Below are 25163 nucleotides of genomic sequence, written 5' to 3' on the forward strand. Positions count from 1 at the left end.
CGCCTCCTAGTTAGCCTTATAGCTTCTTAGCATTCTCAATAGCATCGTCGATAGTACCGCAGTACATGAACGCTTGCTCTGGAATGTCATCGTATTCACCAGATAGTAGACCTTGGAAGCCACGTAGAGTCTCTTTAAGAGGTACGTAAATGCCTGGGTCACCTGTAAATACTTCCGCTACGTGGTAAGGCTGAGTAAGGAACTTCTCAATCTTACGAGCACGAGATACTACTTGCTTATCTTCTTCAGATAGCTCGTCCATACCTAGGATAGCAATGATATCTTTCAGCTCTTTATAGCGCTGAAGTGTAGACTGAACACCACGAGCTGTGTCGTAGTGCTCTTGTCCAACAACCAATGGATCCAGTTGGCGAGAAGTAGAATCTAGCGGGTCGATCGCTGGGTATAGACCCATTGCTGCGATGTTACGGTTAAGTACAACCGTTGCATCCAAGTGCGCGAACGTTGTTGCTGGAGACGGGTCAGTCAAGTCATCCGCTGGTACGTATACCGCCTGTACAGACGTGATAGAACCCGCTTTCGTTGACGTGATACGCTCTTGTAGAACACCCATTTCTTCAGCAAGTGTAGGTTGGTAACCTACCGCAGAAGGCATACGACCTAGAAGTGCTGATACCTCAGTACCTGCAAGCGTGTAACGGTAAATGTTATCAATGAACAGTAGTACGTCACGACCTTCGTCACGGAAGCGTTCTGCCATTGTTAGACCAGTCAGTGCAACACGTAGACGGTTACCTGGTGGCTCGTTCATCTGACCGTAAACCATTGCTACTTTTGATTCTTCAGGTTTTTCGATGTTTACAACACCCGCTTCCTGCATCTCAAAGTAGAAATCGTTACCTTCACGAGTACGCTCACCAACACCTGCAAATACAGATAGACCCGAGTGTTGAAGTGCGATGTTGTTGATAAGTTCCATCATGTTGACGGTCTTACCTACACCAGCACCACCGAATAGACCGATTTTACCACCCTTAGCGAATGGACAAACCAAGTCAATAACTTTAACACCCGTCTCTAGAAGAGCTGTCTCGTTAGACTGTTCTTCGTAGCTTGGCGCTTGACGGTGAATTGCGTAGTGCTGTTCAGCACCGATTTCACCACACTCATCAATCGCGTCACCAAGAACGTTCATGATACGACCTAAGGTCTTAGTACCCACTGGTACTGAGATTGGAGCGCCAGTATTTTCAACTGTCAAACCACGACGTAAACCATCAGAGCTACCCATTACGATTGCGCGAACTACGCCACCGCCAAGTTGTTGCTGAACTTCAAGAACTAGACGTTCTTGTACTTCATTAACATTCAGAGCATCGTATACACGAGGTACTTCGCCCTGTGGGAACTCTACGTCGACTACCGCACCGATGATCTGTACGATCTTACCTGTAGCCATCGTTAATCCTCTAACTAATTAGTTTTACCTAAGCTTTAAACCGAATAAGCGATTAAACCGCTGCCGCGCCTGAAACGATTTCAGAAAGTTCTTGTGTAATAGCCGCTTGACGCGCCTTGTTGTACACAAGTTCTAAATCTTCGATTAGGTCACTAGCGTTATCTGTTGCAGCTTTCATTGCAATCATTCGAGCCGCTTGCTCACTAGCAAGGTTCTCAACTACACCTTGGTACACTTGAGATTCGACGTAACGAACCAATAGTGCATCTAGTAGTAGTTTTGGCTCAGGCTCATAAATGTAGTCCCAAGCATGATCACGCTGCATGTCTTCGCTATCCGATTTAGGCAAAGGAAGTAATTGATCGATCGTTGGTTCTTGTACCATAGTGTTTTCAAACTTGTTGAACACTACGTACAGGCGATCCAATTCACCTTCATCATATTTCTTCAGCATTACGCTTACAGAGCCGATTAAGTCTTCAAGGCTTGGGCTATCGCCTAGGCCAGAAACTTGAGCTGCTACTTTCGCGCCGCTGTTGTTGAAAAATGCTGTTGCTTTTGAACCTACAATTGCAAGCTCAACATCAGCACCTTTACCAGACCACTCTTGCATGTCATTCATGGCTTTCTTAAACAAGTTAATGTTCAAACCACCACAAAGACCACGGTCTGTAGAAACGATGATGTAACCAACACGTTTGGCTTCACGCTCCTCAAGATAAGGATGCTTATACTCAAGGCTGCCGTTAGCCAAATGACCGATCACTTTACGCATTGTTTCTGCATATGGACGAGTAGCTTCCATAGCGTCTTGAGAACGACGCATTTTTGAAGCTGCTACCATTTCCATTGCTTTCGTAATCTTCTGTGTGCTTTTAACACTACCGATTTTATTACGTATCTCTTTTGCGCCGGCCATCGTTACTCTCCGTTAATGGTATGAGGTGACCCTAAGGTCACCCACCAATTACCAGGTCTGGGTTGCTTTGAAATCGTCAACAAGCTTCTTCAGCTCAGCTTCGATATCATTGTTGTAAGCACCCGTTGTGTCGATCTGTGTCGCTAGATCTGCATATTGACTACGAGCAAACGACAGTAAAGCTGCTTCAAAATCTAGAACTTTAGAAAGCTCTACATCTTGAAGGTATCCACGCTCTGCAGCGAAGACGACAACAGATTGGTCAAATACAGACATAGGAGCGTATTGTTTCTGCTTCATCAGTTCTGTTACTTTTTGACCATGGTCTAGCTGCTTCTTAGTCGCGTCATCAAGATCCGATGAGAACTGTGCAAATGCTGCAAGTTCACGGTATTGAGCTAGAGCAGTACGGATACCGCCAGATAGCTTCTTGATGATTTTAGTCTGCGCTGCACCACCTACACGAGATACTGAAATACCAGGGTCAACCGCTGGACGTACGCCCGCGTTGAATAGCTCAGTTTGTAGGAAGATCTGACCATCGGTAATCGAGATTACGTTCGTCGGTACGAATGCAGATACGTCACCAGCTTGCGTTTCGATGATAGGAAGAGCAGTTAAAGAACCCGTCTTGCCTTTCACTTCGCCTTTAGTGAATTCTTCTACGTAGTGTTCGCTTACACGAGCAGCACGCTCTAGTAGACGAGAGTGAAGGTAGAAAACATCACCAGGGAACGCTTCACGACCTGGTGGACGCTTAAGCAGTAGTGAGATCTGACGGTAAGCGACAGCTTGCTTAGATAGATCATCATAAACAATCAGTGCATCTTCACCGCGATCACGGAAGTATTCACCCATCGCACAACCAGCATACGGTGCAAGGTATTGCAGCGCTGCAGATTCAGAAGCCGATGCAACAACAACAACAGTGTTTGCTAGTGCGCCGTGCTCTTCTAGTTTGCGAACTACGTTAGCGATAGTCGACGCTTTTTGGCCGATTGCAACGTAGATAGAGAAAATACCAGAATTTTTTTGGTTAATAATCGCATCGATCGCCATCGCTGTTTTACCAGTCTGACGGTCACCGATAATAAGTTCACGCTGACCACGACCGATAGGGATCATTGAGTCAACTGACTTGTAACCAGTTTGAACAGGTTGATCTACCGATTTACGGTCGATTACACCTGGTGCGATAATTTCTACAGGCGAAGTCAATTTCGCATCAATAGGACCTTTACCATCAATTGGCTCACCTAGCGTGTTTACCACACGACCAAGCATTTCAGGACCTACTGGTACTTCGAGAATACGACCCGTACCTGTAACTTTCATGCCTTCCTGTAGGTCAGCATATGGGCCCATTACAACAGCACCAACCGAATCACGGTTCAAGTTAAGTGCTAGCGCGTAACGGCCACCCGGTAGTTCAATCATTTCACCTTGCATCACGTCCGCTAGGCCGTGAATGCTAAGGATGCCATCGCTTACCGAAACGATAGTACCTTCATTGCGAGCTTCACTAACAACGTCGAAAGATTCAATACGTTGTTTAATTAGATCGCTAATTTCAGTGGAATTAAGTTGCATGCTCCAATCCCCATTAAGACTGCAATGCATCGCTCAGGCGGTCTAAACGACTGCGCGCTGAGTTATCGATGACTAGGTCTCCGGCTCGAATAATAACTCCACTAAGTAGAGTCTCATCTATACTGCAATTCAGCTGAACTTTGCGCGCTAAGCGCTGTTCCAATTTGCTGCTGATCTCTGCGCGTTGTTCTTTAGAAAGTTCAACCGCTGAAGTGACTTCAACGTCGATCTCTTTCTCGTGCTCTTGTTTGAGCAATAAGAACTCTTTGCAAACATCAGGAAAAGCCATTAAGCGGCCATTCTCTGCCATTACTTTTATCAAGTTCTGGCCGAATTCATCAAATTGTTCGCCACAAATTACAATGAATACTTCAGCTAATTTTTCAGCAGTTTGAGAGCTGCTTAAGAAATTGTGAACATCATCATTTTGTGCCACTTCGGCAGCAAAAGTAAGCATCTGACCCCATTGGTCTAGCTCACCTTTCTCTACCGCAAAGTCAAACGCTGCTTTAGCATAGGGGCGTGCGATTGTAGTCAAATCAGACATATACAGCCCCTTGCTTTAAAGTTTTGCAGTAATGTTGTTAAGAAGATCATCGTGTACATCTTTATCGATTGTACGCTCAAGGATTTTCTCAGCACCAGCAATTGCCAGAGTTGCGACTTGTTTGCGCAGGTCATCACGGGCACGTGTGCGCTCAGCTTCAATTTCGGCTTCCGCTTGCGCTAAGATTTTCTGGCGTTCTGCCTGAGCCTCTTCGCGAGCTTCATCAATAATTTGAGCCTTGCGTTTATTTGCCTGTTCAATAACCTCAGTTGCGGTGCGCTTCGCTTCTTTCAATTGGTCAGAAGCGTTGGCTTGTGCTAGATCCAAGTTTTTAGCAGCGCGTTCAGCGGCTACTAGACCGTCAGCAATTTTTTTCTGACGCTCTTCAATTGCTTGCATGATTGGTGGCCATACATATTTCATGCAGAACCAAACAAACATAGAAAAAGCAATTGCTTGACCTAACAGAGTTGCGTTCATATTCACAACAGCTACCCCTCGTTAAGAATCAACTACAAAAATTTAATTAACTAATTAACAGTTAATTAGCCTGCTAGTTGACCAACAAATGGGTTAGCAAACGTGAATAGTAGTGCGATTACGATACCGATCATTGGAACAGCATCCAGTAGACCAGCGATGATGAACATCTTAACTTGTAGCATTGGAGCCATTTCAGGTTGACGCGCAGCGCCTTCTAGGAATTTACCACCAAGAATAGCAAAACCAATTGCAGTACCTACGGCACAAAGACCAACAATAATAGCAACAGCGATTGCTGAAAAACTTAGTACAGTTTCCATTTACGTTCTCCGATTAACATTAATAGTTAGAATAAAACTTAAAAATTTTTAGTGATCGCCATCTTCATGGGCCATTGATAAATAAACAATTGTTAACATCATGAAAACAAATGCTTGAATCAAAATAACCAAGATATGGAAGATAGCCCAAGGTAGAGAGCCTACCCATTGTAAATACCACGGTAGCATTGCCGCACAAAGAATGAATACAACCTCACCTGCGAACATGTTACCGAATAGACGCATACCAAGTGATAGAGGCTTCGCGAGTAGCGATACCACTTCAATCAGTAGGTTAAACGGGATCATGATTGGGTGATTAAATGGATGTAAAGCAAGTTCTTTGGCGAATCCACCTAAGCCTTTTACTTTGATGCTGTAGTAGATCATCAGAGCAAAAACACCTAAGGCCATTGACATGGTTATATTAACATCAGCTGAAGGAACCACTTTCAAATAAGGGATACCTAGCCAATGCTCCGCAGGATATGGTAAGAAATCGATAGGCACTAAGTCCATCAAGTTCATTAAAATAATCCAGCAGAATATAGTCAGTGCTAATGGAGCAATCAGAGGGTTGCGGCCATGGAAAGTGTCTTTAACGTTGCCATCAACGAATTCAACTACCATTTCAACAAAACACTGAAGCTTACCAGGTACACCTACTGTTGCTTTCTTAGCGACTGAGCGAAAAACCCAAAGGAATAACATCCCTGTCAACACCGAAAAAAACAGACTGTCTATATGTACGTTCCAGAAACTTGTCTCCTCTACAAGACCAAACTTAGCTAAAGAAAGGTTTTGTAAGTGGTGCTCAATGTATCCGGATGCTGTTGGCGCAGCCATAACTCATCCTATTTTTTATTGTTAATGAAAAGCACTGGCGCAAAGATATTAATACCTAGAACCAGTAAATAGGTCAGTTTGAGGGGAATTAATTCCACCTGCATATACATGTAGACAATAGAGAATAGTAGAACTGTGATAAGGATCTTTAGTGCTTCACCTGCATAGAACGACGCCGCAACTAACTTAGTTGCGCGAGCTCCACAAAATAGGAAAGCACACACACAAAAAACCACATTCGCGATGACAAAAATACCGCCACCAACCAATGCAGCAAAACCCCAATCAGGATTAACAGCTAAACCTAACCCTATCGCCACTAATATAACCGCGCTAAGCTCGATCAATAACATTTGCTTTGCAAGCACTCGTCCTGGTCTTGCTAACGCCGCTACCATGTATTCGTTCCTCTTTAAGCCCACTTTACCACTCGCTTAAAAGCGTGCTGAGAAATTGGCGAAAATTATACGTTCAGCCAAATTGATTGCAATAAGAATGCAGCAATCATTTACATTTCTGTATACAAACCGACAACTTTTGTAAGAAATTACTTGTTTATTACATAATTGACCTAAATCAATTATCTCATTTAGTACTCTAGTTTAGCAATAAGTTGCTCTAATTTGTGAGGCTCATCAAGAGTAATTGTCACTTTTGACTTACCGCTAACAGAACGAGTAACTGAAACGTTTGCTTGCAATTTTTCCGTGAGTCTTCGTGAAAGTTCGATGGCCTCAGTGTCTTCGGGCTTCGATTCCGCTTCAACGTCTGGTTTTAAGCACTTTTTGACAAGTTGCTCAGTTTGACGCACGGTCATTTTTTTGGTTGCTGCAGTATTCGCTGCCTCAACCTGGGTAACACCTTCAAGCGCAAGCAGTGCTCTAGCATGCCCCATTTCTAGTTGTTTACTGGAAACTAAACCTTTTACTTCATTTTCGAGCTGATTTAGACGTAATAAGTTACTCACCGTAGCTCTCGATTTACCGATTACATCAGCGACTTGTTGGTGTGTCAGCTCAAATTCGTTCTGTAGTCGCTCTAGCGCTTGTGCTTCTTCGATAACATTCAGATCTTCACGCTGAATATTCTCAATCAACGCCATCGCGATAGCGGCTTTGTCTTCGACTCTCTTGACCAAACATGGCACTTGTTTAAGGCCAGCTTGACGAGCCGCTCTCCAACGACGTTCACCAGCAATAATCTCGAACTGGTCGTGCGCCAATGGGCGAACTACGATCGGTTGGATAATGCCTTGAGATTGAATTGATGCTGCCAGCTCTTCTAGCGCTTCAGGCGCAATATCCTTACGCGGTTGATATACACCAGGCTTCAAGCAACCAACAGCCAGTTCAATAAGCTCACCATCAGCCGACAACGCCTGACTATGAGAAGCAACTTGCTGTTTTTCACGAGCCAATGAGCTAGTTGCAAGCAATGCATCTAGCCCTTTTCCTAAACCACGCTTAGACATTGAGCGAATTCCTTTGGTTGGACCTATACTGGGACTTCTTCACGACGCAACATTTCGCCAGCAAGAGCAAGGTAAGCCTTAGCTCCTGCGGAATATTTGTCGTAGTACATTGCTGGCTTGCCGTGACTCGGGGCTTCTGCCAGACGCACATTTCTAGGGATCACAGTTCGGTAGACTTTGCTACCAAAGTGTTTTTTGAGTTGATCAGATACTTCGTTCGATAAGCGGTTGCGAGGATCGTACATAGTACGCAGAAGACCTTCGATCTTCAGGTTCTCGTTTACAACAGCCGCTAGCTTACTGATGGTATCCATCAATGCAGTCAAACCTTCCAAAGCAAAATATTCACATTGCATAGGAACCAATACGGAGTCGGCCGCAGCCATCGCGTTGATTGTAAGAAGGTTTAATGAGGGCGGGCAATCAATAAAGATGAAATCATAGTTATTGCGAATGGGTTCGAGTGCATTTTTTAAACGAACTTCACGAGCAAACACTTCCATCAGCTTGATTTCTGCCGCAGTAACATCACCGTTCGCGGCGATGAGGTCATAATTGCCAGATGTACTCCGGCAAACCACCTCATCAAATGGGGTGTCTTCAACCAACAAATCGTAAGCTGTTGCTTCAACTTGATACTTGTCGACACCGCTCGCCATAGTGGCATTACCTTGAGGATCGAGGTCAACAACCAATATCTTGCGTTTTGTTGCCGCCATTGATGCTGCTAAATTAATGCAAGTTGTTGTTTTTCCTACGCCACCCTTCTGGTTGGCAATTGCTACGATTCTACCCACTATGGCCTCGCTGATTATCCCTGACGCGATAAAGTAACTAGATGACGCTCTCCATCAAGCTCTGGCACTTGCAAAGCTTTAATGTCTGTCACTGAACACCATTCAGGTAACAGGTCGATTTCGTCTCTAGGATGTTGTCCCTTAAGAGCCAAAAATACACCGGATTGCTCTTTAGGTAAATGGTGACACCACTCTACCATGTCTGTCATTGACGCAAATGCACGACTGAGCACTGCATCAAACTTTTCTTCTGGTTGAAATTCTTCAACGCGACTTTGAACCGGTACCACGTTGTCGATACCCAGCTCATGAATCACCTGTTTGATAAAACGAATACGCTTACCTAGGCTGTCTAGCAAGTAAAACTCGCAGTCTGGATTCATGATTGAGAGCGGAATCCCAGGAAGACCAGGTCCCGTACCCACATCGATAAAGCGCTTACCTTGTAAGTGAGTGCTAACAATGATGCTATCTAAGATATGTTTCACCATCATTTCTTGTGGGTCACGAACTGATGTTAGGTTATAAGCTTTGTTCCACTTGTTCAGTAACTCAACGTAGCCAACCAACTGGCCACGTTGTTTTTCAGATACTTCAAGTTCAGTCTGGCCAATAAGGTGATCCAGTTTTTCGCGTAATGCGCTCATTATGCTTCCTCACCTTTTTTCAACAGGCCGTGTTTTTTCAAGTAAACCAACAGAATTGAGATTGCTGCAGGTGTGATACCTGAAATTCGCGAAGCAATACCAATTGAGTCAGGCTTAGCTGTCGTTAGTTTAAGAACCACTTCGTTAGAAAGTCCTTTTACCTTGCTGTAATCGATATCAGCAGGCAGTTTGGTGTTTTCATGACGCAGTGATTTTTCAATTTCGTCTTGTTGACGCTGAATGTAACCATCGTACTTCACTTGGATCTCAACTTGCTCAGACGCTTGTTGATCTTCCAGTGCAGGACCAAAACGATCCAATGCGGTTAACTGTGAATAAGTCATTTCAGGGCGACGAAGAAGATCTTCACCGCTCGCTTCACGAGACATTGGTGTTTTCAGAATTTGGTTCAGTTGATCAATATCTTCAGATTTTGGATTAATCCAAGTCTCTTTCAGACGTTGACGCTCCTTCTCCATGTTTTCCATTTTCTCGTTGAAACGAGCCCAACGAGCGTCATCAACAAGGCCAAGTTCACGCGACTTTTCAGTCAAGCGGATATCGGCGTTGTCTTCACGAAGCAGCAGACGGTATTCCGCGCGAGACGTAAACATGCGGTAAGGTTCTTTGGTACCCATGGTAGATAGGTCGTCGATAAGCACGCCCATGTAAGCTTGGTCACGACGTGGACTCCAGCCTTCTTTGCCTTGAGTAAACAAACTTGCATTCAGACCGGCCATCAAGCCTTGTGCAGCCGCTTCTTCATAGCCAGTGGTACCGTTGATTTGACCCGCAAAGAATAGACCTTTGATAAACTTAGTTTCGTAAGTCAGCTTAAGGTCGCGAGGATCAAAGAAATCGTACTCAATCGCATAGCCAGGGCGAACGATATGAGCATTTTCAAAGCCCTTCATCGAACGAACAATTTGAACCTGTACATCAAACGGCAGACTGGTAGAGATACCATTCGGGTATAGCTCGTGAGTCGTTAGACCTTCTGGCTCAATAAAAATTTGGTGACTGTTCTTGTCAGCAAAACGCATTACTTTGTCTTCAATCGAAGGGCAGTAACGAGGGCCAATGCCTTCAATCACACCCGCGTACATAGGGCTGCGATCAAGGTTGGCACGAATTACGTCATGCGTATTTTCATTGGTATGCGTGATGTAACATGGAATTTGACGAGGTTGTTGAGCTCGGCTGCCCATGAACGAGAAAACAGGCGTCGGGTTATCACCGTGCTGAACCTCAAGCTCAGAAAAATCAACGCTACGCGCATCGATACGAGGAGGAGTACCTGTTTTCAGGCGATCAACTCGGAATGGAAGATCACGAAGACGGTCAGCCAGTGCGATCGATGGTGGATCACCAGCACGGCCACCTGAAGAACTTTCCATACCAATATGGATCTTGCCGCCTAGGAATGTGCCCACAGTCAGAACCACAGCGCTTGCGCGGAACTTAAGGCCCATCTGCGTTACCACACCTACCACTTGATCCTGTTCAACGATCAAGTCATCAACCGACTGTTGGAACAAAGTCAGGTTTGACGTGTTTTCAAGAACGTTACGAACAAAGGCTTTGTACAGTGCGCGGTCAGCTTGTGCACGAGTAGCACGAACCGCAGGGCCTTTTGATGCGTTCAATGTTCTGAACTGAATACCTGCATGATCAATAGCTTGCGCCATTAATCCACCCATTGCATCGACCTCTTTTACCAAGTGGCCCTTACCGATCCCGCCAATGGCTGGGTTACAAGACATTTGTCCTAGTGTATCGATATTATGAGTAAGTAATAACGTACTTTGACCAGTACGTGCAGATGCGAGTGCGGCTTCCGTTCCTGCATGGCCACCACCAACAACGATGACGTCAAATTTTTCGTGATAAAGCATGAACCGACCTCAGGTATTCAAACGTTTTCTAGATTGATAAAAAGGAGCGATATTCTACCTGTTTTCATAGCCTGAGAAAACGTTTTTGGGATTTTTCGAAAAAGCTGTTTTTAATTAATATAGATAAGATCTTTAAGGAGATCTTTTATTAGATCTATTATTAGGATCGAGGGTATCTGTGGATAAGTCGGAAATGATCAACGAGATCATGGATCTTTTTTGGATCAAATGATGTGATCTAACTTTGATCAGGATGAGGATTAGCTGGGATCAAAATGGCTACTTATTCACAGGAGGAAATTAGCCTAAAACTTGTTATTTGGATAACTATAGGTTAATCACCGTATATGTATGATCTTATCCACAGCAGAAATTGAAAATAGATCGCTAATTTTCGATGTTTTTGAAAAAAAGTTATTCACAGTCACGATGTTCAGAGACAAAAAAAGCGGCATAAGCCGCTTTTTGAGAGAGGAGAGAGGAGAGAGGAGAGAGGTTAAAACTGGTCGCTATGATCGTTGAACCAAGCTTCTGCTGCGTCTTCTGGTACCGGAGTTTCCAATACATCGATGGTAAAACAGTCAGAAATAGGCTGAGCACCGAGCTCTTTCATCTGGCTGTGGACTGATTTTCCCGCCAAACAGAAGGTATCGTAACTCGAATCACCAAGCGCCACGACAGCAAAGCGAACCGGGCTTAAATCTGGAGATTGCTGGGTCAATGCGTCGATAAACGGCTTAATATTATCTGGAAATTCACCCGCACCATGAGTTGAAGTCACCAGCAACCAAAAGCCTTGTTGGGGAATATCATCGAATTCAGGCTGATTATGAAGGGTGATCTCGTGGCCTTGCTCTTCAAGAAGATCATTAAGGTGATCGCCAACGTACTCTGCACCACCTAAGGTGCTGCCTGTAATAATGTGGATCATTAAGCTGTCCTTACTAAAGAAAAAGGCCAGCATGAGCCGGCCTTTAAAGGTTATTTACCAATACAGAAAGAGGTGAAGATACGGCCGAGTAGGTCATCGGAACTGAATTCACCAGTAATCTCGTTAAGGTGTTGCTGCGTTATACGCAGTTCTTCTGCCAAGATTTCCCCTGCCATATAGCCTTCGAGCTGTTGCTGGCCAATATCTAGATGCTCAGATGCGCGTTCTAGGGCATCTAAGTGGCGACGACGTGCCATGAAGCCACCTTCATTGCCACCAGCAAAGCCCATGCAATCTTTTAAGTGATTACGTAGTGCATCAACGCCTTGTCCCGTCTTTGCTGATAGTCGAATCAGAGTTGGATCATTAACATGGCAAATCCCGAGATCTTCACCGGTTTGATCGGCTTTGTTACGAATCACGGTCATTCCGATGTTATTCGGCAGACGATCAACGAAATCTGGCCAGATATCTTTCGGGTCGGTTGCATCGGTAGTGGTGCCATCGACCATAAATAAAACGCGATCGGCTTGAGCAATTTCTTCCCAAGCGCGTTCAATACCGATTTTTTCGACTTCATCCGAGGCTTCACGCAGGCCTGCGGTATCAATAATGTGCAGTGGCATACCATCAATATGGATATGTTCACGAAGTACATCACGGGTTGTACCTGCAATATCAGTCACAATCGCGGAGTCTTTACCCGATAATGCATTCAGTAAGCTCGACTTACCGGCATTAGGACGACCTGCAATCACCACCTTCATACCTTCACGCATGATGGCACCTTGATTGGCTTCTTGGCGAACCGCTTCGAGGTTGTCGATGATAGCTTGTAAGTCAGCACTTACTTTACCGTCAGCAAGGAAATCAATCTCTTCTTCTGGGAAGTCGATAGCGGCTTCAACATAGATGCGTAAGTGAATCAGAGAATCCACCAGCGTATTAATGCGTTTCGAGAACTCACCTTGCAACGATTGCAGAGCTGATTTCGCCGCTTCTTCTGAACTGGCATCAATGAGGTCAGCAATCGCTTCTGCTTGGGTTAAATCCATCTTGTCGTTCAAGAAGGCACGCTCCGAGAACTCACCAGGGCGTGCTGCGCGTAGCCCTGGAATCGCGAGGATGCGCTTGATGAGCATATCCATTACCACAGGGCCACCGTGGCCTTGTAGCTCTAATACGTCTTCACCGGTAAACGAGTGCGGGTTAGGAAAGTAAAGCGCGATGCCTTGGTCTAGCTCTAAACCATCGTGAGATTTAAAAGGGGTGTACTCAGCGTAACGTGGTTTCAGTACTTTGCCGGTAACTTCAAGCGCAACTTGGGCTGCTTGTGGGCCTGAAACGCGAATAATACCGACGCCGCCACGGCCGGGTGCAGTCGCTTGAGCAACAATCGTATCTGTAGTCATAGTTGTGCCTGCTAGCATGTGAAAGCCAAAAAGGGGCGCTCACGATTAATCAATTAGCTGAATTGTAATCAGCTAAAAACAAAAAGGCGACCTTTTGGTCGCCTTTCTTTGTCTCTTTCTATTATCGAACTTACTTAGAATGTAAGCCTTTCTTTTCCAGCGCGCGGTAGATAAGCGTTTGCTGAATCAGAGTTACGATGTTCGATACTAGCCAGTATAGAACCAGACCTGAAGGGAAGAACAGGAAGAAGAATGTGAACATAACCGGCATAAAGGTCATGATCTTCTGCTGCATTGGATCCGTTACAGTTGTCGGGCTCATCTTCTGGATTAGGAACATTGAAGCACCCATCAGAAGTGGCAAGATGTAGTATGGGTCTTGTGCTGAAAGGTCAGTAATCCAACCGAAGAACGGTGAGTGACGCAGTTCAACAGACTCCATTAGTGCCCAGTATAGCGAAATGAAGATAGGCATTTGCAGAAGGATAGGTAAACAGCCACCTAGTGGGTTTACTTTCTCTTTCTTGTAAAGCTCCATCATTTCTTGGCTCATGCGTTGACGGTCGTCGCCGATACGCTCACGCATTGCAGTCAGCTTAGGCTGAAGCATACGCATTTTCGCCATAGACGTGTACTGAGCTTTCGTTAGTGGGTACATAGCACCACGAACGATGAAAGTTAGACAGATGATTGCCAGACCCCAGTTCACAACGATGCCTTGAATGAACGAAAGCAGAGTATGAAGTGGTTTAGCAATGAACCATAACCAACCGTAGTCAACTACTAGGTCTAGGTTAGGTGCAACAGCAGCCATTTGGTCTTGAAGTTTAGGACCAACCCAAAGCGTTGCTTTGAAGTTTGCTTCGTCGCCAGTAGCGATGGTTTTGTTCGGCATGCGAACACCGATGTCGCCAAGGTTACCAATTACACGAGTGTAAAGGTTGCTGCCTGCTTCGTCGCGTGGGATCCATGCACTTGCAAAGTAGTGCTGAATCATCGCTGCCCAACCTTGACCGTTTGCTAGGTTAAGAGACAGGTTGCGATCTTGCATGTCGTCGAAGCTGTATTTTTTGTAACGCGTATCTTCCGTAGAGTAAGCACCACCACGGTAAGTTGGCATTGTTAGGCTACCGCCGTCATCCATTACGTTCTGACGCAGGTGAGCGTACATGCCGAATGTCGCGTTGTTACCAGAGTTGTTGACTACATCGTATTCAACATCCATTGCGTAGCTGCCACGCTTAAGGATGAATGTTTTCGTGTAATCAAGGCCGTTCGCTTGGTAAGTCATCGGGATGCGTAGTTCATCCTGACCATCAGCAAGCGTGAAGCTGTCTGCTGAAACTGTGTAGCTTGGGCGGTTTGTGCTGCTTAAATCGATACCTTGAGGACCCACTAGACCGCTTTGTGCGATAAATTGGTGACCTGGTTCGTTTTTAAGAAGAACAAACGTATCTTCAGAATCGAACTCAGCAGAGTAATCGTTTAGGTTTGCTTTAACGACATCACCACCAACCGTATCAATTGACAGAGTCAGTACATCAGTTGTTACTGTGATAGTTTTAGCAGAAGAAGCAACTTGACCAGGAGCCGGGTCTAGATCATCTGCATAAGATGGCGCTGGTAGGGTGCTGCCAGATTGTGCCTGCTCAACCGCTTGTGGTGCTGGATTCTGAGCTACGTTCCATTGTTGGAACAGTAGGAAAGAAACCAAAGCCAATGCGATTAACAGGATATTACGTTGAGAATCCATCGTTATTTATCTCTGTCTTGTTTTTGGACTGGTGGAACGGGGTCAAAGCCCCCTTCGTTCAAAGGATGGCATTTTAATAGACGTTTGCCTGATAACCAACACCCTTTTACAAAACCGTGAGCTTTCAACGCTTCTATCGCATATAAAGAGCAGGTTGGAGTAAATCGGCAGCGTGGGCCGATGAGTGGACTAATAAACCATCTATAAAAATAGATGGGTATTAGCGCTATCCACGCGAAGGGCGAGACAGGCGAAGCCATAATTTGTCGAGTAGCTTGAACATTTCTTCATTGCTTAAATCTTGCGCGCTCTTCTTAGCGATTACAACAAAATCTTTGTTAGGAAGTTTGTGTTGAGTGTTACGAAAGCTTTCACGAGTAAGACGCTTGAATCGGTTACGACCCACGGCGGTTTTAATCTGCTTTTTCGGAACGGCTAATCCAAGACGAGGATTTGAAAGAGAGTTATTTCGGGCAATGATGGTGAAATGAGGGGAGCCAGCTCGATGAGCTTGCTTGAAGACATTTTGATAATGTTCGGGAGTTAACAAGCGTAACTCCCGACCGAAGGCTAGCTTATTCAAAATAATCAAAGATTACTTAGAAAGACGCTTACGGCCTTTTGCACGACGTGCATTGATTGTTGCGCGACCGTTCTTAGTAGCCATGCGAGCACGGAAACCGTGAGTACGCTTACGCTTTAGAACTGTAGGTTGAAAAGTGCGTTTCATTGTAATTACCTTACTGATCAGTAGTTTTAGGTTTTTGTTAAACCCGGCGTGGGCATTTTTTCTCTTCTTTATATTAAGAAAGGAAAACCGACGCCTCTCAACAAAGAGGCGGAATTGTAATCACTGTCACAAAAAGTGTCAATGATTGGGTTAACTAAAATTCCGGTCGGGGGATTATACGTAGAATAACTAAAATCACAAGGATCCTTAGTCGATCCCAACCTTATTTAAGAATTTTTTTAATTTAGGATCCTGTGGATTACCAAAAATATCCTGTGGAGATCCCTGCTCGATAATATGACCGTCAGCCATGAAGATCACTCGGTCTGCGACCTCTCTCGCGAACTGCATTTCATGGGTAACCACCAGCATGGTTTGATGCTGATTTGCCAGTTTTTTCATTAGGTTAAGCACTTCGCCAACCCACTCAGGATCGAGCGCTGAAGTCGGCTCATCAAACAGTAAAAGCTCGGGTTGTAGTGCCATTGCACGGCCAATACCCACCCGTTGTTGCTGGCCACCAGAGAGCGCGGCTGGGTAGCTATCACCTTTGTCACCTAAGCCAATATCATCAAGTATTTGTTGTGCTTTTTCATGGGCTTGCTGTTTTTTCCAACCACGAACGGTAATTAAACCTTCAGCAATATTCTGTCTCGCGGTTTGGTGAGCGAACAGTGCATAGTTTTGGAACACAAAACCGGTCTTACGACGCAGTGCAAGCACCTCTGCCTTAGTGTGTTTCTGAGTATCAACCTTGATATCATCAATCGAAATCGTGCCTTGATCGGCTTGCTCTAGAAAATTCACACAACGCAGTAGGGTAGATTTACCCGTACCACTTGAACCTATGATGACAATTATCTCACCTTGTTTGATTTCTAGGTCGATCCCTTTCAAAACTTCGGTGTCACCAAACTGCTTGTGGATATTTTGTAATTTGATCATCGTACATACGCCTTATTCAGTTTCACTTCGGCCCAAATTTGAATACGAGTGAGGATAACCACCACGCCCCAGTAAATCAGTGCGACTGCTAAGAAAGCCTCGAAGAAGCGGAAACTTGAAGAAGCCTCCATCTGAGCTTTAGCCATGATTTCGGCGACACCTAGGGTGAAGGCAAGTGAAGTCGACTTGATCATATCGATGAAGTAGTTCATCAACGACGGCAGTGCCACGCGAGTTGCTTGCGGTAAGATCACTCGGCGCATCGCTTGGCTGGTTGTCATACCGACCGAAAGGCTGGCTTCCATCTGGCTGCGATCAATACCGATAATCGCGGCACGAATACTTTCTGCCATATACGCGGCAAAGTGCAGGGTTAAGCCAATCACAGCGGCGCTGAAGGCATCCAACCCAACCATCCACGGGAAGACTTGTGGTAAGCCGTAATAAAGGAGGAACAGTTGCACCAACAGTGGTGTGCCTCGGAAGAAGCTAATGTACAGCTGGCTCAGTTGGTCGAGCACTGGGATTTTGAATACACGAATATTCGCCAGTATCAGAGACAGGATCAGAGCAAAGAACAAGCCCCAGGTCGCCATCTCCATCGTGGTGCCTAAATACTTCAGTAGTATTGGCAACAGCTCTAGCATGTAATTAAAGTCAAATCCCATAATCTATCTCGTATTTTTATTGGCAGTGTTGTTCTATATGTAAGTACTGTTGTATCAGGTTTTTTAATCAGTGCACAAAAGCAAAAAGCCCACCGCTGTATAAAGCAGTGGGCCTTGAATGGAGAAAGTGAGTAATTACTTCTGAGTAATGTCCGCACCAAACCATTTCTGAGAGATACTTTCTAGCGTACCATCTGCGCGCATTGCTGCTAATGCTTCATTTACTTCTGCTTGCAGTTTTTTGCCGTTATCGTTGTCGACGAAAGGCCAAGCGTTTTCAATTGTTTCGAATGGCTGACCTGCTAGTTGTAATGGTAGACCAGTCTTCTTGATAAGCTCTAGTGCTGATAGGCGATCCATTACGAATGCATCGGCACGACCCAGTGCCACGTCATGTTCAATACCTGTATCGTAGGTTTTTACATTGATCTTGCCATCTTTGTCGTAGCTGCGAAGCAGTTGTTCAAAGTTTGAGCCTAGGTTTACCGCAACCGTCTTGCCATCAAGGTCTTCGATGCCTTTAATGCTGTCATTACCTTTACGAACGGTAATTTGTGCGCCGTCTACTACGTATGGGTCTGCGAATAGGTATTTCGCTTTACGTGCATCCGTCATTGTAATTTGGTTTGATATGGTATCGATGCGACCCGTTTCAAGAAGACCAAACAGACCAGAGAAGTTTGCCGTTACGTATTCAACCTTGTAATCGTTACGCTTACCGATCTCATCCCATAAATCCACTTCAAAACCCTGTAGCTGGTCTTGTTTAACGAACGTAAACGGGAAATAGCGACCAGACATGCCGACTTTAACTTCAGTCGCAGCTTGAACAGTAGCAGCAGAGAGTGCGATAGCCGCAATTGCAGCCTTAATCCAGTTATTCATTTGGTAACTCCTTATATTTATGGGTTTGGATGTTACTGGGAAAATGCTCACTAGAATAAATAACCAGATGTTATTAACCATAACCAGATTGAATTCCCGATTTGGGGATAACTAGCAAGGATCCGGGCATAAGTGGATCATTGTGTGAGTAAATTAGGGGCAAGATGTGTGGATCCACCGATAAATTACAAATTTATTGTGAATAACTTGGATCTTATTCACTGGATCTGTGATCAATTGCTGGTGATCTGACTTATCAACAGGTAAAATTAGCGGTCATTTCATATTACTTTAAATAGAGTGAGGGCACCGTGTCATCTTCGCTTTGGTTGCAGTGTTTGCAACAGCTTCAAGAAGAGTTACCAGCTACAGAATTCAGTATGTGGGTTCGTCCGTTACAAGCGGAACTCAATGACAATACTCTAACTCTATTTGCACCGAACCGTTTCGTACTCGATTGGGTTCGTGATAAGTATCTAAATAGCATTAACCGTCTGCTGCAAGAATATTGCGGTAACGATATCCCACATCTTCATTTTGAAGTGGGAAGCAAGCGTGTGATTGCACCAAAGCCTGCGACACCGACACCAACTCAGACTCGCACTGCAGCTGATGTGGCCGCTGAGTCATCAGCACCTGCGCAATTACAAGCTCGCAAACCTGTCCATAATATCTGGCGTGATGAAGAGCCTGTCGCGGTTGACTTGAATCACCGCTCAAACGTGAACCCAAAACATAAGTTCAATAACTTTGTTGAAGGTAAGTCGAACCAACTCGGTTTGGCTGCGGCACGTCAGGTTTCTGATAACCCAGGTACAGCCTACAACCCGTTGTTCCTATACGGCGGCACTGGTTTAGGTAAAACGCACTTGTTGCATGCGGTGGGTAACGCCATTGTTGATAATAAGCCGAATGCGAAAGTGGTTTACATGCACTCAGAGCGTTTTGTTCAGGATATGGTAAAGGCTCTGCAAAACAACGCGATCGAAGAATTTAAGCGCTACTACCGTAGTGTTGATGCATTGCTTATCGATGACATCCAATTCTTTGCTAATAAAGAGCGTTCTCAGGAAGAGTTCTTCCATACCTTTAACGCGCTGCTTGAAGGCAACCAACAGATCATCCTAACGTCTGACCGTTATCCAAAAGAGATCAACGGGGTAGAAGATCGTCTTAAATCTCGTTTCGGCTGGGGTTTGACGGTAGCGATTGAGCCACCAGAGCTTGAGACACGTGTTGCGATCTTGATGAAGAAAGCCGAAGACCACCAAATTCACCTTGCGGATGAAGTGGCGTTCTTTATTGCCAAGCGTCTACGCTCTAACGTTCGTGAACTGGAAGGCGCATTGAACCGTGTTATTGCGAATGCAAACTTCACTGGCCGCCCGATCACGATCGACTTCGTGCGTGAAGCACTGCGTGACTTACTTGCCCTGCAAGAAAAACTGGTCACTATTGATAACATTCAAAAGACAGTCGCTGAGTACTACAAAATCAAAGTCGCTGATCTATTGTCTAAGCGTCGTTCTCGTTCTGTTGCTCGTCCACGTCAATTGGCGATGGCACTGGCGAAAGAGCTAACAAACCACAGCTTGCCTGAGATTGGCGATGCATTCGGTGGTCGTGACCACACGACGGTACTGCATGCTTGTCGTAAGATTGCTCAGCTGCGTGAAGAGAGCCACGACATTAAAGAAGATTATTCGAACCTGATTCGTACCCTTTCTTCTTAATACACAGTATTCTTAACCTTAATAAGCAGAATCTTGGCCACGTACTATGACGCAGTGCCATTTAGACCGTAAGAGCAAGATATGAAATTTACCATTGAACGTAGTCACCTGATTAAGCCATTACAACAAGTATCTGGCGCACTCGGTGGCAGGCCAACGCTTCCAATTCTAGGAAACCTACTGATTAAAGTAGAAGATAACGTGTTGTCGATGACAGCGACGGATCTAGAAGTTGAACTGATCAGCCGTGTAACGCTTGAAGGTGATTTCGAAGCGGGCAGCATTACCGTACCTTCACGTAAATTCCTAGATATCTGCCGTGGATTATCAGATAACTCAGTGATCACAGTGGTATTGGATGGTGACCGTATTCAGGTTAGCTCTGGTCGTAGCCGCTTCTCATTAGCAACATTACCTGCGGCAGATTTTCCTAATATTGAAGACTGGAGCAGTGAAGTTGAAGTGTCAGTGACACAAGCTGAACTTCGCGGTCTTATCGAGAAAACGCAATTCTCAATGGCGAACCAAGATGTTCGTTACTACCTCAACGGTATGTTGTTTGAGATTGAAGGCTCTATCCTGCGCAGCGTGGCGACCGATGGTCACCGTATGGCAGTATCTCAAGCACAACTGGGTGCGGATTTTGCTCAGAAGCAGATCATTGTTCCTCGTAAAGGTGTGCAAGAGCTAGTGAAGCTATTGGATGCACCTGAACAGCCAGTAACACTACAAATCGGTAACTCTAACGTGCGTGCGGAAGTGAACAACTATGTCTTCACCTCTAAGTTAGTAGATGGTCGTTTCCCTGATTATCGCCGCGTAATGCCGCAAAATACCACCAAGACACTTGAAGCTGGCTGTGATGAATTACGTTCAGCATTTTCTCGTGCTGCGATTCTATCGAATGAAAAATTCCGTGGTGTTCGCGTTAATCTTGCGGATAGCGAGATGCGTATTACCGCGAACAACCCAGAGCAAGAAGAAGCAGAAGAAGTACTCGATGTTAACTTCGACGGTGATGCTCTAGAGATTGGCTTCAACGTAAGCTACGTATTGGATGTTCTGAACACACTGCGTTGTGAACAAGTTCGCATCTCAATGTCAGACGCCAATGCGAGTGCTCTTATCGAGAACGCGCAAGATGACAGCGCGATGTACGTTGTTATGCCAATTCGCTTATAAGCTGCCCTATGTTGACCTACCGAGTCGTGATTGAAGATTAATATGAAGACGTTATGCCTTTATCGCGCTTAATCGTTAAGCAGTTTAGAAATATTGAAGCCTGTGACATTCAACCGTCATCAGGCTTTAACTTTCTTATAGGGGCTAACGGAAGCGGCAAAACCAGTGTCCTTGAAGCGGTGTATCTGCTCGGACATGGTCGCTCATTCAAGAGTTCACTTACCGGTCGTATCATACAAAACGAGTGTAGTGAGCTGTTTGTACATGGCCGTTTTATGACCTCGGATCAATTTGAGCTGCCAATTGGCATTAATAAGCAGCGCGATGGCACGACAGAGGTTAAAATAAGCGGTCAAACTGGGCAAAAGTTGGCTCAGTTAGCTCAAGTCTTACCTTTGCAGTTGATTCACCCTGAAGGGTTTGATTTACTAACCGATGGACCTAAGCATCGCCGAGCATTCATTGATTGGGGAGTCTTCCACAGTGAGTCGGGCTTTTATGATGCGTGGGGCAGGGTAAAGCGTCTCAATAAGCAGCGAAACGCCTTATTGAAAACGGCAACGCACTATCGAGAGCTGAGCTATTGGGACCAAGAATTGGCCCGTTTAGCAGAAAGCATCAGTCAGTGGCGTGCCACCTACGTTGATCAGCTCAAAGAAGTCGCCGAAGAAATCTGTGCGACCTTCCTTCCTGAGTTTGAGATAAAGATTAACTACTATCGTGGCTGGGACAAAGACACCCCGTACGCCGATATATTAGAAAAGAATTTTGAAAGGGATCAGCAGCTTGGTTACACCTTTAGTGGGCCAAACAAAGCGGATCTGAAGATAAAAGTGAACGGCACTCCAGTGGAAGATGTCTTGTCACGAGGTCAATTGAAGTTGATGGTGTGCGCGCTACGAGTAGCACAAGGGCAACACCTCACTCAAATGACAGGTAAGCAGTGCATCTATTTGATAGATGACTTCGCTTCCGAATTAGATAGCCAACGCCGAGCACGTCTTGCTGAGTGTTTAAAGGCGACCCAGGCTCAAGTTTTTGTAAGCTCTATTACCGCTGATCAGATTGCAGATATGCATGACGAAAATAGCAGGATGTTTCATGTGGAACATGGCAAAATAGAGCAAGGATAATTAGTCAGAGAGTAACTATGTCAGATAATTACGATTCATCGAGTATTAAAGTACTGAAGGGTCTGGATGCGGTACGTAAGCGTCCTGGAATGTACATTGGCGACACGGATGATGGTACCGGTCTGCACCACATGGTTTTTGAGGTGGTAGATAACTCTATTGATGAAGCGCTAGCTGGTCACTGTAATGACATCATTGTAACTATCCATGAAGATAGTTCTGTGTCTGTGAGCGATGACGGCCGTGGTATTCCAACAGAATTGCACCCAGAAGAAAACGTATCTGCAGCCGAAGTAATCATGACGGTTCTTCACGCTGGTGGTAAGTTCGATGATAACTCGTACAAGGTATCTGGTGGTCTGCACGGTGTTGGTGTTTCAGTAGTGAACGCACTTTCTAAGCAAGTTACTCTTACTATCCACCGCGGTGGCAAAATCCACACTCAAACCTACAGCCACGGTGAGCCTCAAGCGCCACTAGCGGTTATCGGTGACACGGATAAAACAGGTACAGAGATTCGTTTCTGGCCGAGTGAAGAAACCTTCACTAACATCGAGTTCCATTACGACATTTTAGCTAAGCGTCTACGTGAGCTATCATTCTTGAACTCAGGTGTATCAATTAAGCTAATTGACGAGCGCGAAGAAGACAAAATGGATCACTTCGAATACGAAGGCGGTATCCAAGCGTTTGTTGAACACCTTAATACTAACAAAACGCCAATCATCCAAAAAATCTTCCACTTTAACTCTGAGCGCGAAGACGGTATTACCGTTGAAGTTGCGATGCAGTGGAATGACGGCTACCAAGAAAACATCTACTGTTTCACCAACAACATCCCTCAACGCGATGGTGGTGCTCACTTAGCAGGTTTCCGTGCGGCGCTAACGCGTACTCTGAACAGCTTCATGGACAAGGAAGGCTTCTCTAAGAAAGCGAAGACTGCGACCTCTGGTGATGATGCTCGTGAAGGTCTGACGGCGATTGTTTCTGTTAAAGTGCCTGATCCTAAGTTCTCAAGCCAAACTAAAGATAAGCTGGTTTCTTCAGAAGTGAAGTCTGCCGTTGAATCTACAATGGGTGAGAAGTTGTCTGAGTTCCTTATTGAGAACCCAGGTGAAGCGAAAACAGTTTGTTCTAAAATTATTGATGCAGCACGTGCTCGTGATGCAGCGCGTAAAGCTCGTGAAATGACTCGTCGTAAAGGCGCATTAGATTTAGCGGGTCTTCCTGGTAAGCTTGCTGACTGTCAGGAAAAAGATCCTGCACTGTCTGAACTATATATTGTGGAAGGAGACTCTGCTGGCGGTTCAGCTAAGCAGGGGCGTAACCGTAAGAACCAAGCAATCCTACCGCTGAAAGGTAAAATCCTTAACGTAGAGAAAGCACGTTTCGATAAAATGCTGTCTTCTCAAGAAGTAGCAACGCTAATCACCGCTCTTGGTTGTGGTATTGGTCGTGACGAATACAACCCAGATAAACTGCGTTACCACAACATCATCATCATGACCGATGCCGATGTCGATGGTTCTCACATCCGTACCCTGCTACTGACGTTCTTCTACCGTCAAATGCCAGAGCTGATTGAACGTGGCTACATCTACATTGCTCAACCGCCACTTTACAAAGTGAAAAAAGGTAAGCAAGAGCAGTACATTAAAGATGAAGATGCGATGAACCAGTATCAAGTATCTTTGGCTTTAGACAACGCAGAACTGCACGTAAACCCTGAAGCGCCAGCATTTGCAGGTGAAGGTTTAGAGAAGCTTGTTCAGCAATACAATGCAGGCATCAAGCTTGTTGATCGTATGAGCCGCCGTTACCCACGCGCATTGGTTCACGAACTGATTTATGTTCCTCGTCTAACGGCCGAGCAGTGTCATGATGACGCGGCAGTTGAAGCTTGGGGTAAGCAGCTTGTTGAACAGCTAAACGCGAAAGAAGTAGGTGCAAGCCAATACAGCCTTGAAGTTGAAAAACACGAAGAGCTAGGCTTAAGCGTTCCTAAGATTGTGGTTCGTACTCATGGTGTGACTCATGAACACCTACTAAGCATCGATCTTATTAACTCTAAAGAGTTTGGTAAGCTAGCGGATCTTTCTGAAGCTCTTGATGGCTTGATTGAAGAAGGCGCTTACATTAAGCGTGGTGAGCGTACTCAAGAAGTTTCTAGCTTCGTTGATGCTCTGAACTGGTTAGTGAAAGAGTCTCGTCGTGGTCTAAGCCTACAGCGATACAAAGGTCTAGGTGAGATGAACCCTGATCAACTTTGGGAAACCACGATGGATCCTGAAACTCGCCGTATGATGCAAGTAACAATTGAAGACGCTGTTGGTGCTGATTTGTTGTTTACGACGCTAATGGGTGACCAAGTTGAACCTCGTCGTAACTTCATCGAAGAGAATGCACTGAAAGTAGCAAACCTAGACGTTTAGTCTCTTTGATACTTCGCTCTTTGGCTTAATTTCTGTGTCAGAGGTGCTCACATACATTCGTATGCTCCGCGCCTCTTCCTTGAACTAAAGCCAAATAGCTTCGTCTCAAAAAACTAAAATCATTTTAAAGCACTATCCTTTGGATGGTGCTTTTTTATGTTTGTAAGATATTGAAAAATATTGAGTTGCAAAAATAATTGAAAATAACCCCTTGAAACTATTTTGCTCAATCCATATATCTATTTGTGAAGAGGATGACTGTCTTGCTCTACAAGAGAAGAAACAGAACCTTCATTACCGCGAACGAAGTATCGCTCAATAGAGGATAACTTTGGCAGCACACAACTTAAAAATTGATTCATTGCCATGTCCCAGCGTTGTCGCCAATAGAGGTGAAACCCGAGGAATGCGAATTGAATCT

The 25163-nt window shown here is 45.1% G+C and carries 26 protein-coding genes; 4 read left to right on the forward strand and 22 right to left on the reverse strand.

What is annotated here, in order from left to right:
- Positions 1 to 16: 16 nt before the first annotated feature.
- The 21 genes from atpD to F0229_RS14185 form a co-directional block, all read right to left on the reverse strand.
- Positions 17 to 1420 carry a F0F1 ATP synthase subunit beta gene (atpD, locus tag F0229_RS14085; RefSeq protein WP_171733081.1) on the reverse strand — a complete coding sequence of 468 codons (1404 nt, stop codon included), beginning with the start codon at positions 1418 to 1420 and terminating at the stop codon, positions 17 to 19.
- Positions 1421 to 1472: 52 nt separating this feature from the next.
- Positions 1473 to 2339, reverse strand: coding sequence for a F0F1 ATP synthase subunit gamma (atpG, locus tag F0229_RS14090; RefSeq protein ID WP_017071782.1), 867 nt, complete (start codon positions 2337 to 2339; stop codon positions 1473 to 1475).
- A gap of 48 nt (positions 2340 to 2387) precedes the next feature.
- Positions 2388 to 3929 (reverse strand): F0F1 ATP synthase subunit alpha, encoded by a 1542-nt coding sequence (gene atpA, locus F0229_RS14095; protein WP_171733082.1) that lies wholly within the window; start codon positions 3927 to 3929, stop codon positions 2388 to 2390.
- A gap of 13 nt (positions 3930 to 3942) precedes the next feature.
- A complete protein-coding gene (atpH, locus tag F0229_RS14100) occupies positions 3943 to 4476 on the reverse strand; it encodes a F0F1 ATP synthase subunit delta (protein WP_017058795.1) in 534 nt (177 codons plus the stop codon).
- A gap of 15 nt (positions 4477 to 4491) precedes the next feature.
- The gene (gene atpF, locus F0229_RS14105; RefSeq protein ID WP_032545592.1) at positions 4492 to 4962 is read right to left on the reverse strand and encodes a F0F1 ATP synthase subunit B; all 471 of its coding nucleotides are present in this window, start codon (positions 4960 to 4962) and stop codon (positions 4492 to 4494) included.
- A 59-nt stretch (positions 4963 to 5021) separates the two neighbouring features.
- Positions 5022 to 5279, reverse strand: a complete 258-nt coding sequence (gene atpE / locus F0229_RS14110) for a F0F1 ATP synthase subunit C (RefSeq protein ID WP_004411110.1) — start codon at positions 5277 to 5279, stop codon at positions 5022 to 5024.
- Positions 5280 to 5327: 48 nt separating this feature from the next.
- On the reverse strand, positions 5328 to 6125 hold the full coding sequence (gene atpB / locus F0229_RS14115) for a F0F1 ATP synthase subunit A (RefSeq protein ID WP_017058797.1): 798 nt from the start codon (positions 6123 to 6125) through the stop codon (positions 5328 to 5330).
- Between the two features lie 8 nt (positions 6126 to 6133).
- Positions 6134 to 6523, reverse strand: coding sequence for a F0F1 ATP synthase subunit I (locus tag F0229_RS14120; RefSeq protein WP_010433210.1), 390 nt, complete (start codon positions 6521 to 6523; stop codon positions 6134 to 6136).
- Positions 6524 to 6714: 191 nt separating this feature from the next.
- Entirely contained in the window at positions 6715 to 7596 is an 882-nt protein-coding gene (locus F0229_RS14125; RefSeq protein WP_171733083.1) for a ParB/RepB/Spo0J family partition protein, read from the reverse strand.
- A gap of 23 nt (positions 7597 to 7619) precedes the next feature.
- Positions 7620 to 8393, reverse strand: coding sequence for a ParA family protein (locus F0229_RS14130; protein WP_029235097.1), 774 nt, complete (start codon positions 8391 to 8393; stop codon positions 7620 to 7622).
- A 14-nt stretch (positions 8394 to 8407) separates the two neighbouring features.
- Complete coding sequence (rsmG, locus tag F0229_RS14135) at positions 8408 to 9040, reverse strand: 16S rRNA (guanine(527)-N(7))-methyltransferase RsmG (RefSeq protein WP_017058801.1); 633 nt, start codon at positions 9038 to 9040, stop codon at positions 8408 to 8410.
- Complete coding sequence (gene mnmG, locus F0229_RS14140) at positions 9040 to 10935, reverse strand: tRNA uridine-5-carboxymethylaminomethyl(34) synthesis enzyme MnmG (protein WP_171733084.1); 1896 nt, start codon at positions 10933 to 10935, stop codon at positions 9040 to 9042. Before mnmG ends, rsmG begins: the two co-directional genes overlap by 1 nt.
- Before the next feature lie 496 nt (positions 10936 to 11431).
- Positions 11432 to 11866, reverse strand: coding sequence for an FMN-binding protein MioC (gene mioC, locus F0229_RS14145; protein WP_017058804.1), 435 nt, complete (start codon positions 11864 to 11866; stop codon positions 11432 to 11434).
- A 50-nt stretch (positions 11867 to 11916) separates the two neighbouring features.
- Positions 11917 to 13278, reverse strand: coding sequence for a tRNA uridine-5-carboxymethylaminomethyl(34) synthesis GTPase MnmE (gene mnmE / locus F0229_RS14150; protein WP_029235098.1), 1362 nt, complete (start codon positions 13276 to 13278; stop codon positions 11917 to 11919).
- Between the two features lie 130 nt (positions 13279 to 13408).
- Positions 13409 to 15031 (reverse strand): membrane protein insertase YidC, encoded by a 1623-nt coding sequence (gene yidC, locus F0229_RS14155; RefSeq protein ID WP_017058806.1) that lies wholly within the window; start codon positions 15029 to 15031, stop codon positions 13409 to 13411.
- Between the two features lie 2 nt (positions 15032 to 15033).
- Positions 15034 to 15291, reverse strand: coding sequence for a membrane protein insertion efficiency factor YidD (gene yidD, locus F0229_RS14160; protein WP_004735802.1), 258 nt, complete (start codon positions 15289 to 15291; stop codon positions 15034 to 15036).
- Positions 15258 to 15581 carry a ribonuclease P protein component gene (gene rnpA, locus F0229_RS14165; RefSeq protein ID WP_017055478.1) on the reverse strand — a complete coding sequence of 108 codons (324 nt, stop codon included), beginning with the start codon at positions 15579 to 15581 and terminating at the stop codon, positions 15258 to 15260. Before rnpA ends, yidD begins: the two co-directional genes overlap by 34 nt.
- 45 nt (positions 15582 to 15626) lie before the next feature.
- Positions 15627 to 15761: a 50S ribosomal protein L34 gene (gene rpmH / locus F0229_RS14170; RefSeq protein WP_004735800.1), complete on the reverse strand. Its 135-nt coding sequence runs from the start codon at positions 15759 to 15761 to the stop codon at positions 15627 to 15629.
- A gap of 207 nt (positions 15762 to 15968) precedes the next feature.
- Positions 15969 to 16706 carry an amino acid ABC transporter ATP-binding protein gene (locus tag F0229_RS14175; protein WP_017058807.1) on the reverse strand — a complete coding sequence of 246 codons (738 nt, stop codon included), beginning with the start codon at positions 16704 to 16706 and terminating at the stop codon, positions 15969 to 15971.
- Positions 16703 to 17374 (reverse strand): amino acid ABC transporter permease, encoded by a 672-nt coding sequence (locus F0229_RS14180; protein WP_009848134.1) that lies wholly within the window; start codon positions 17372 to 17374, stop codon positions 16703 to 16705. Before F0229_RS14180 ends, F0229_RS14175 begins: the two co-directional genes overlap by 4 nt.
- Before the next feature lie 135 nt (positions 17375 to 17509).
- On the reverse strand, positions 17510 to 18259 hold the full coding sequence (locus F0229_RS14185; RefSeq protein WP_009848135.1) for an amino acid ABC transporter substrate-binding protein: 750 nt from the start codon (positions 18257 to 18259) through the stop codon (positions 17510 to 17512).
- 311 nt (positions 18260 to 18570) lie between these two features.
- On the opposite strand from F0229_RS14185, the gene dnaA reads away from it, so the two are divergent.
- The 4 genes from dnaA (at position 18571) to gyrB (ending at position 24742) form a co-directional block, all read left to right on the forward strand.
- Positions 18571 to 19992 (forward strand): chromosomal replication initiator protein DnaA, encoded by a 1422-nt coding sequence (dnaA, locus tag F0229_RS14190; protein ID WP_017058808.1) that lies wholly within the window; start codon positions 18571 to 18573, stop codon positions 19990 to 19992.
- 81 nt (positions 19993 to 20073) lie between these two features.
- On the forward strand, positions 20074 to 21174 hold the full coding sequence (dnaN, locus tag F0229_RS14195) for a DNA polymerase III subunit beta (protein WP_171733085.1): 1101 nt from the start codon (positions 20074 to 20076) through the stop codon (positions 21172 to 21174).
- A gap of 53 nt (positions 21175 to 21227) precedes the next feature.
- The gene (recF, locus tag F0229_RS14200; RefSeq protein WP_017058810.1) at positions 21228 to 22307 is read left to right on the forward strand and encodes a DNA replication/repair protein RecF; all 1080 of its coding nucleotides are present in this window, start codon (positions 21228 to 21230) and stop codon (positions 22305 to 22307) included.
- A 17-nt stretch (positions 22308 to 22324) separates the two neighbouring features.
- Positions 22325 to 24742 carry a DNA topoisomerase (ATP-hydrolyzing) subunit B gene (gene gyrB / locus F0229_RS14205; protein ID WP_017058811.1) on the forward strand — a complete coding sequence of 806 codons (2418 nt, stop codon included), beginning with the start codon at positions 22325 to 22327 and terminating at the stop codon, positions 24740 to 24742.
- 239 nt (positions 24743 to 24981) lie between these two features.
- On the opposite strand, the gene F0229_RS22005 is transcribed toward gyrB, so the two are convergent.
- The gene (locus tag F0229_RS22005) at positions 24982 to 25104 is read right to left on the reverse strand and encodes a hypothetical protein (RefSeq protein ID WP_301338074.1); all 123 of its coding nucleotides are present in this window, start codon (positions 25102 to 25104) and stop codon (positions 24982 to 24984) included.
- Positions 25105 to 25163: the final 59 nt, after the last annotated feature.

The organism is Vibrio sp. AIC-3 (assembly GCF_013114515.1).
GTDB classification, from domain to species: domain Bacteria; phylum Pseudomonadota; class Gammaproteobacteria; order Enterobacterales; family Vibrionaceae; genus Vibrio; species Vibrio crassostreae_C.

Excerpts from the sequence above, each read along its gene's own strand:
- F0229_RS14180 (WP_009848134.1), bottom strand. The coding sequence starts at position 17,374 with ATGGGATTTGACTTTAATTACATGCTAGAGCTGTTGCCAATACTACTG.
- atpB (WP_017058797.1), bottom strand. The coding sequence starts at position 6,125 with ATGGCTGCGCCAACAGCATCCGGATACATTGAGCACCACTTACAAAAC.
- mioC (WP_017058804.1), bottom strand. The coding sequence starts at position 11,866 with ATGATCCACATTATTACAGGCAGCACCTTAGGTGGTGCAGAGTACGTT.
- atpG (WP_017071782.1), bottom strand. The coding sequence starts at position 2,339 with ATGGCCGGCGCAAAAGAGATACGTAATAAAATCGGTAGTGTTAAAAGC.
- atpD (WP_171733081.1), bottom strand. The coding sequence starts at position 1,420 with ATGGCTACAGGTAAGATCGTACAGATCATCGGTGCGGTAGTCGACGTA.
- F0229_RS14185 (WP_009848135.1), bottom strand. The coding sequence starts at position 18,259 with ATGAATAACTGGATTAAGGCTGCAATTGCGGCTATCGCACTCTCTGCT.
- F0229_RS14125 (WP_171733083.1), bottom strand. The coding sequence starts at position 7,596 with ATGTCTAAGCGTGGTTTAGGAAAAGGGCTAGATGCATTGCTTGCAACT.
- yidD (WP_004735802.1), bottom strand. The coding sequence starts at position 15,291 with ATGGCTTCGCCTGTCTCGCCCTTCGCGTGGATAGCGCTAATACCCATC.
- yidC (WP_017058806.1), bottom strand. The coding sequence starts at position 15,031 with ATGGATTCTCAACGTAATATCCTGTTAATCGCATTGGCTTTGGTTTCT.
- dnaN (WP_171733085.1), top strand. The coding sequence starts at position 20,074 with ATGAAATTTACCATTGAACGTAGTCACCTGATTAAGCCATTACAACAA.
- F0229_RS14175 (WP_017058807.1), bottom strand. The coding sequence starts at position 16,706 with ATGATCAAATTACAAAATATCCACAAGCAGTTTGGTGACACCGAAGTT.
- mnmG (WP_171733084.1), bottom strand. The coding sequence starts at position 10,935 with ATGCTTTATCACGAAAAATTTGACGTCATCGTTGTTGGTGGTGGCCAT.
- F0229_RS22005 (WP_301338074.1), bottom strand. The coding sequence starts at position 25,104 with ATGAATCAATTTTTAAGTTGTGTGCTGCCAAAGTTATCCTCTATTGAG.
- rsmG (WP_017058801.1), bottom strand. The coding sequence starts at position 9,040 with ATGAGCGCATTACGCGAAAAACTGGATCACCTTATTGGCCAGACTGAA.
- rpmH (WP_004735800.1), bottom strand. The coding sequence starts at position 15,761 with ATGAAACGCACTTTTCAACCTACAGTTCTAAAGCGTAAGCGTACTCAC.
- recF (WP_017058810.1), top strand. The coding sequence starts at position 21,228 with ATGCCTTTATCGCGCTTAATCGTTAAGCAGTTTAGAAATATTGAAGCC.
- atpH (WP_017058795.1), bottom strand. The coding sequence starts at position 4,476 with ATGTCTGATTTGACTACAATCGCACGCCCCTATGCTAAAGCAGCGTTT.
- mnmE (WP_029235098.1), bottom strand. The coding sequence starts at position 13,278 with ATGACTACAGATACGATTGTTGCTCAAGCGACTGCACCCGGCCGTGGC.
- F0229_RS14120 (WP_010433210.1), bottom strand. The coding sequence starts at position 6,523 with ATGGTAGCGGCGTTAGCAAGACCAGGACGAGTGCTTGCAAAGCAAATG.
- atpA (WP_171733082.1), bottom strand. The coding sequence starts at position 3,929 with ATGCAACTTAATTCCACTGAAATTAGCGATCTAATTAAACAACGTATT.
- atpE (WP_004411110.1), bottom strand. The coding sequence starts at position 5,279 with ATGGAAACTGTACTAAGTTTTTCAGCAATCGCTGTTGCTATTATTGTT.
- gyrB (WP_017058811.1), top strand. The coding sequence starts at position 22,325 with ATGTCAGATAATTACGATTCATCGAGTATTAAAGTACTGAAGGGTCTG.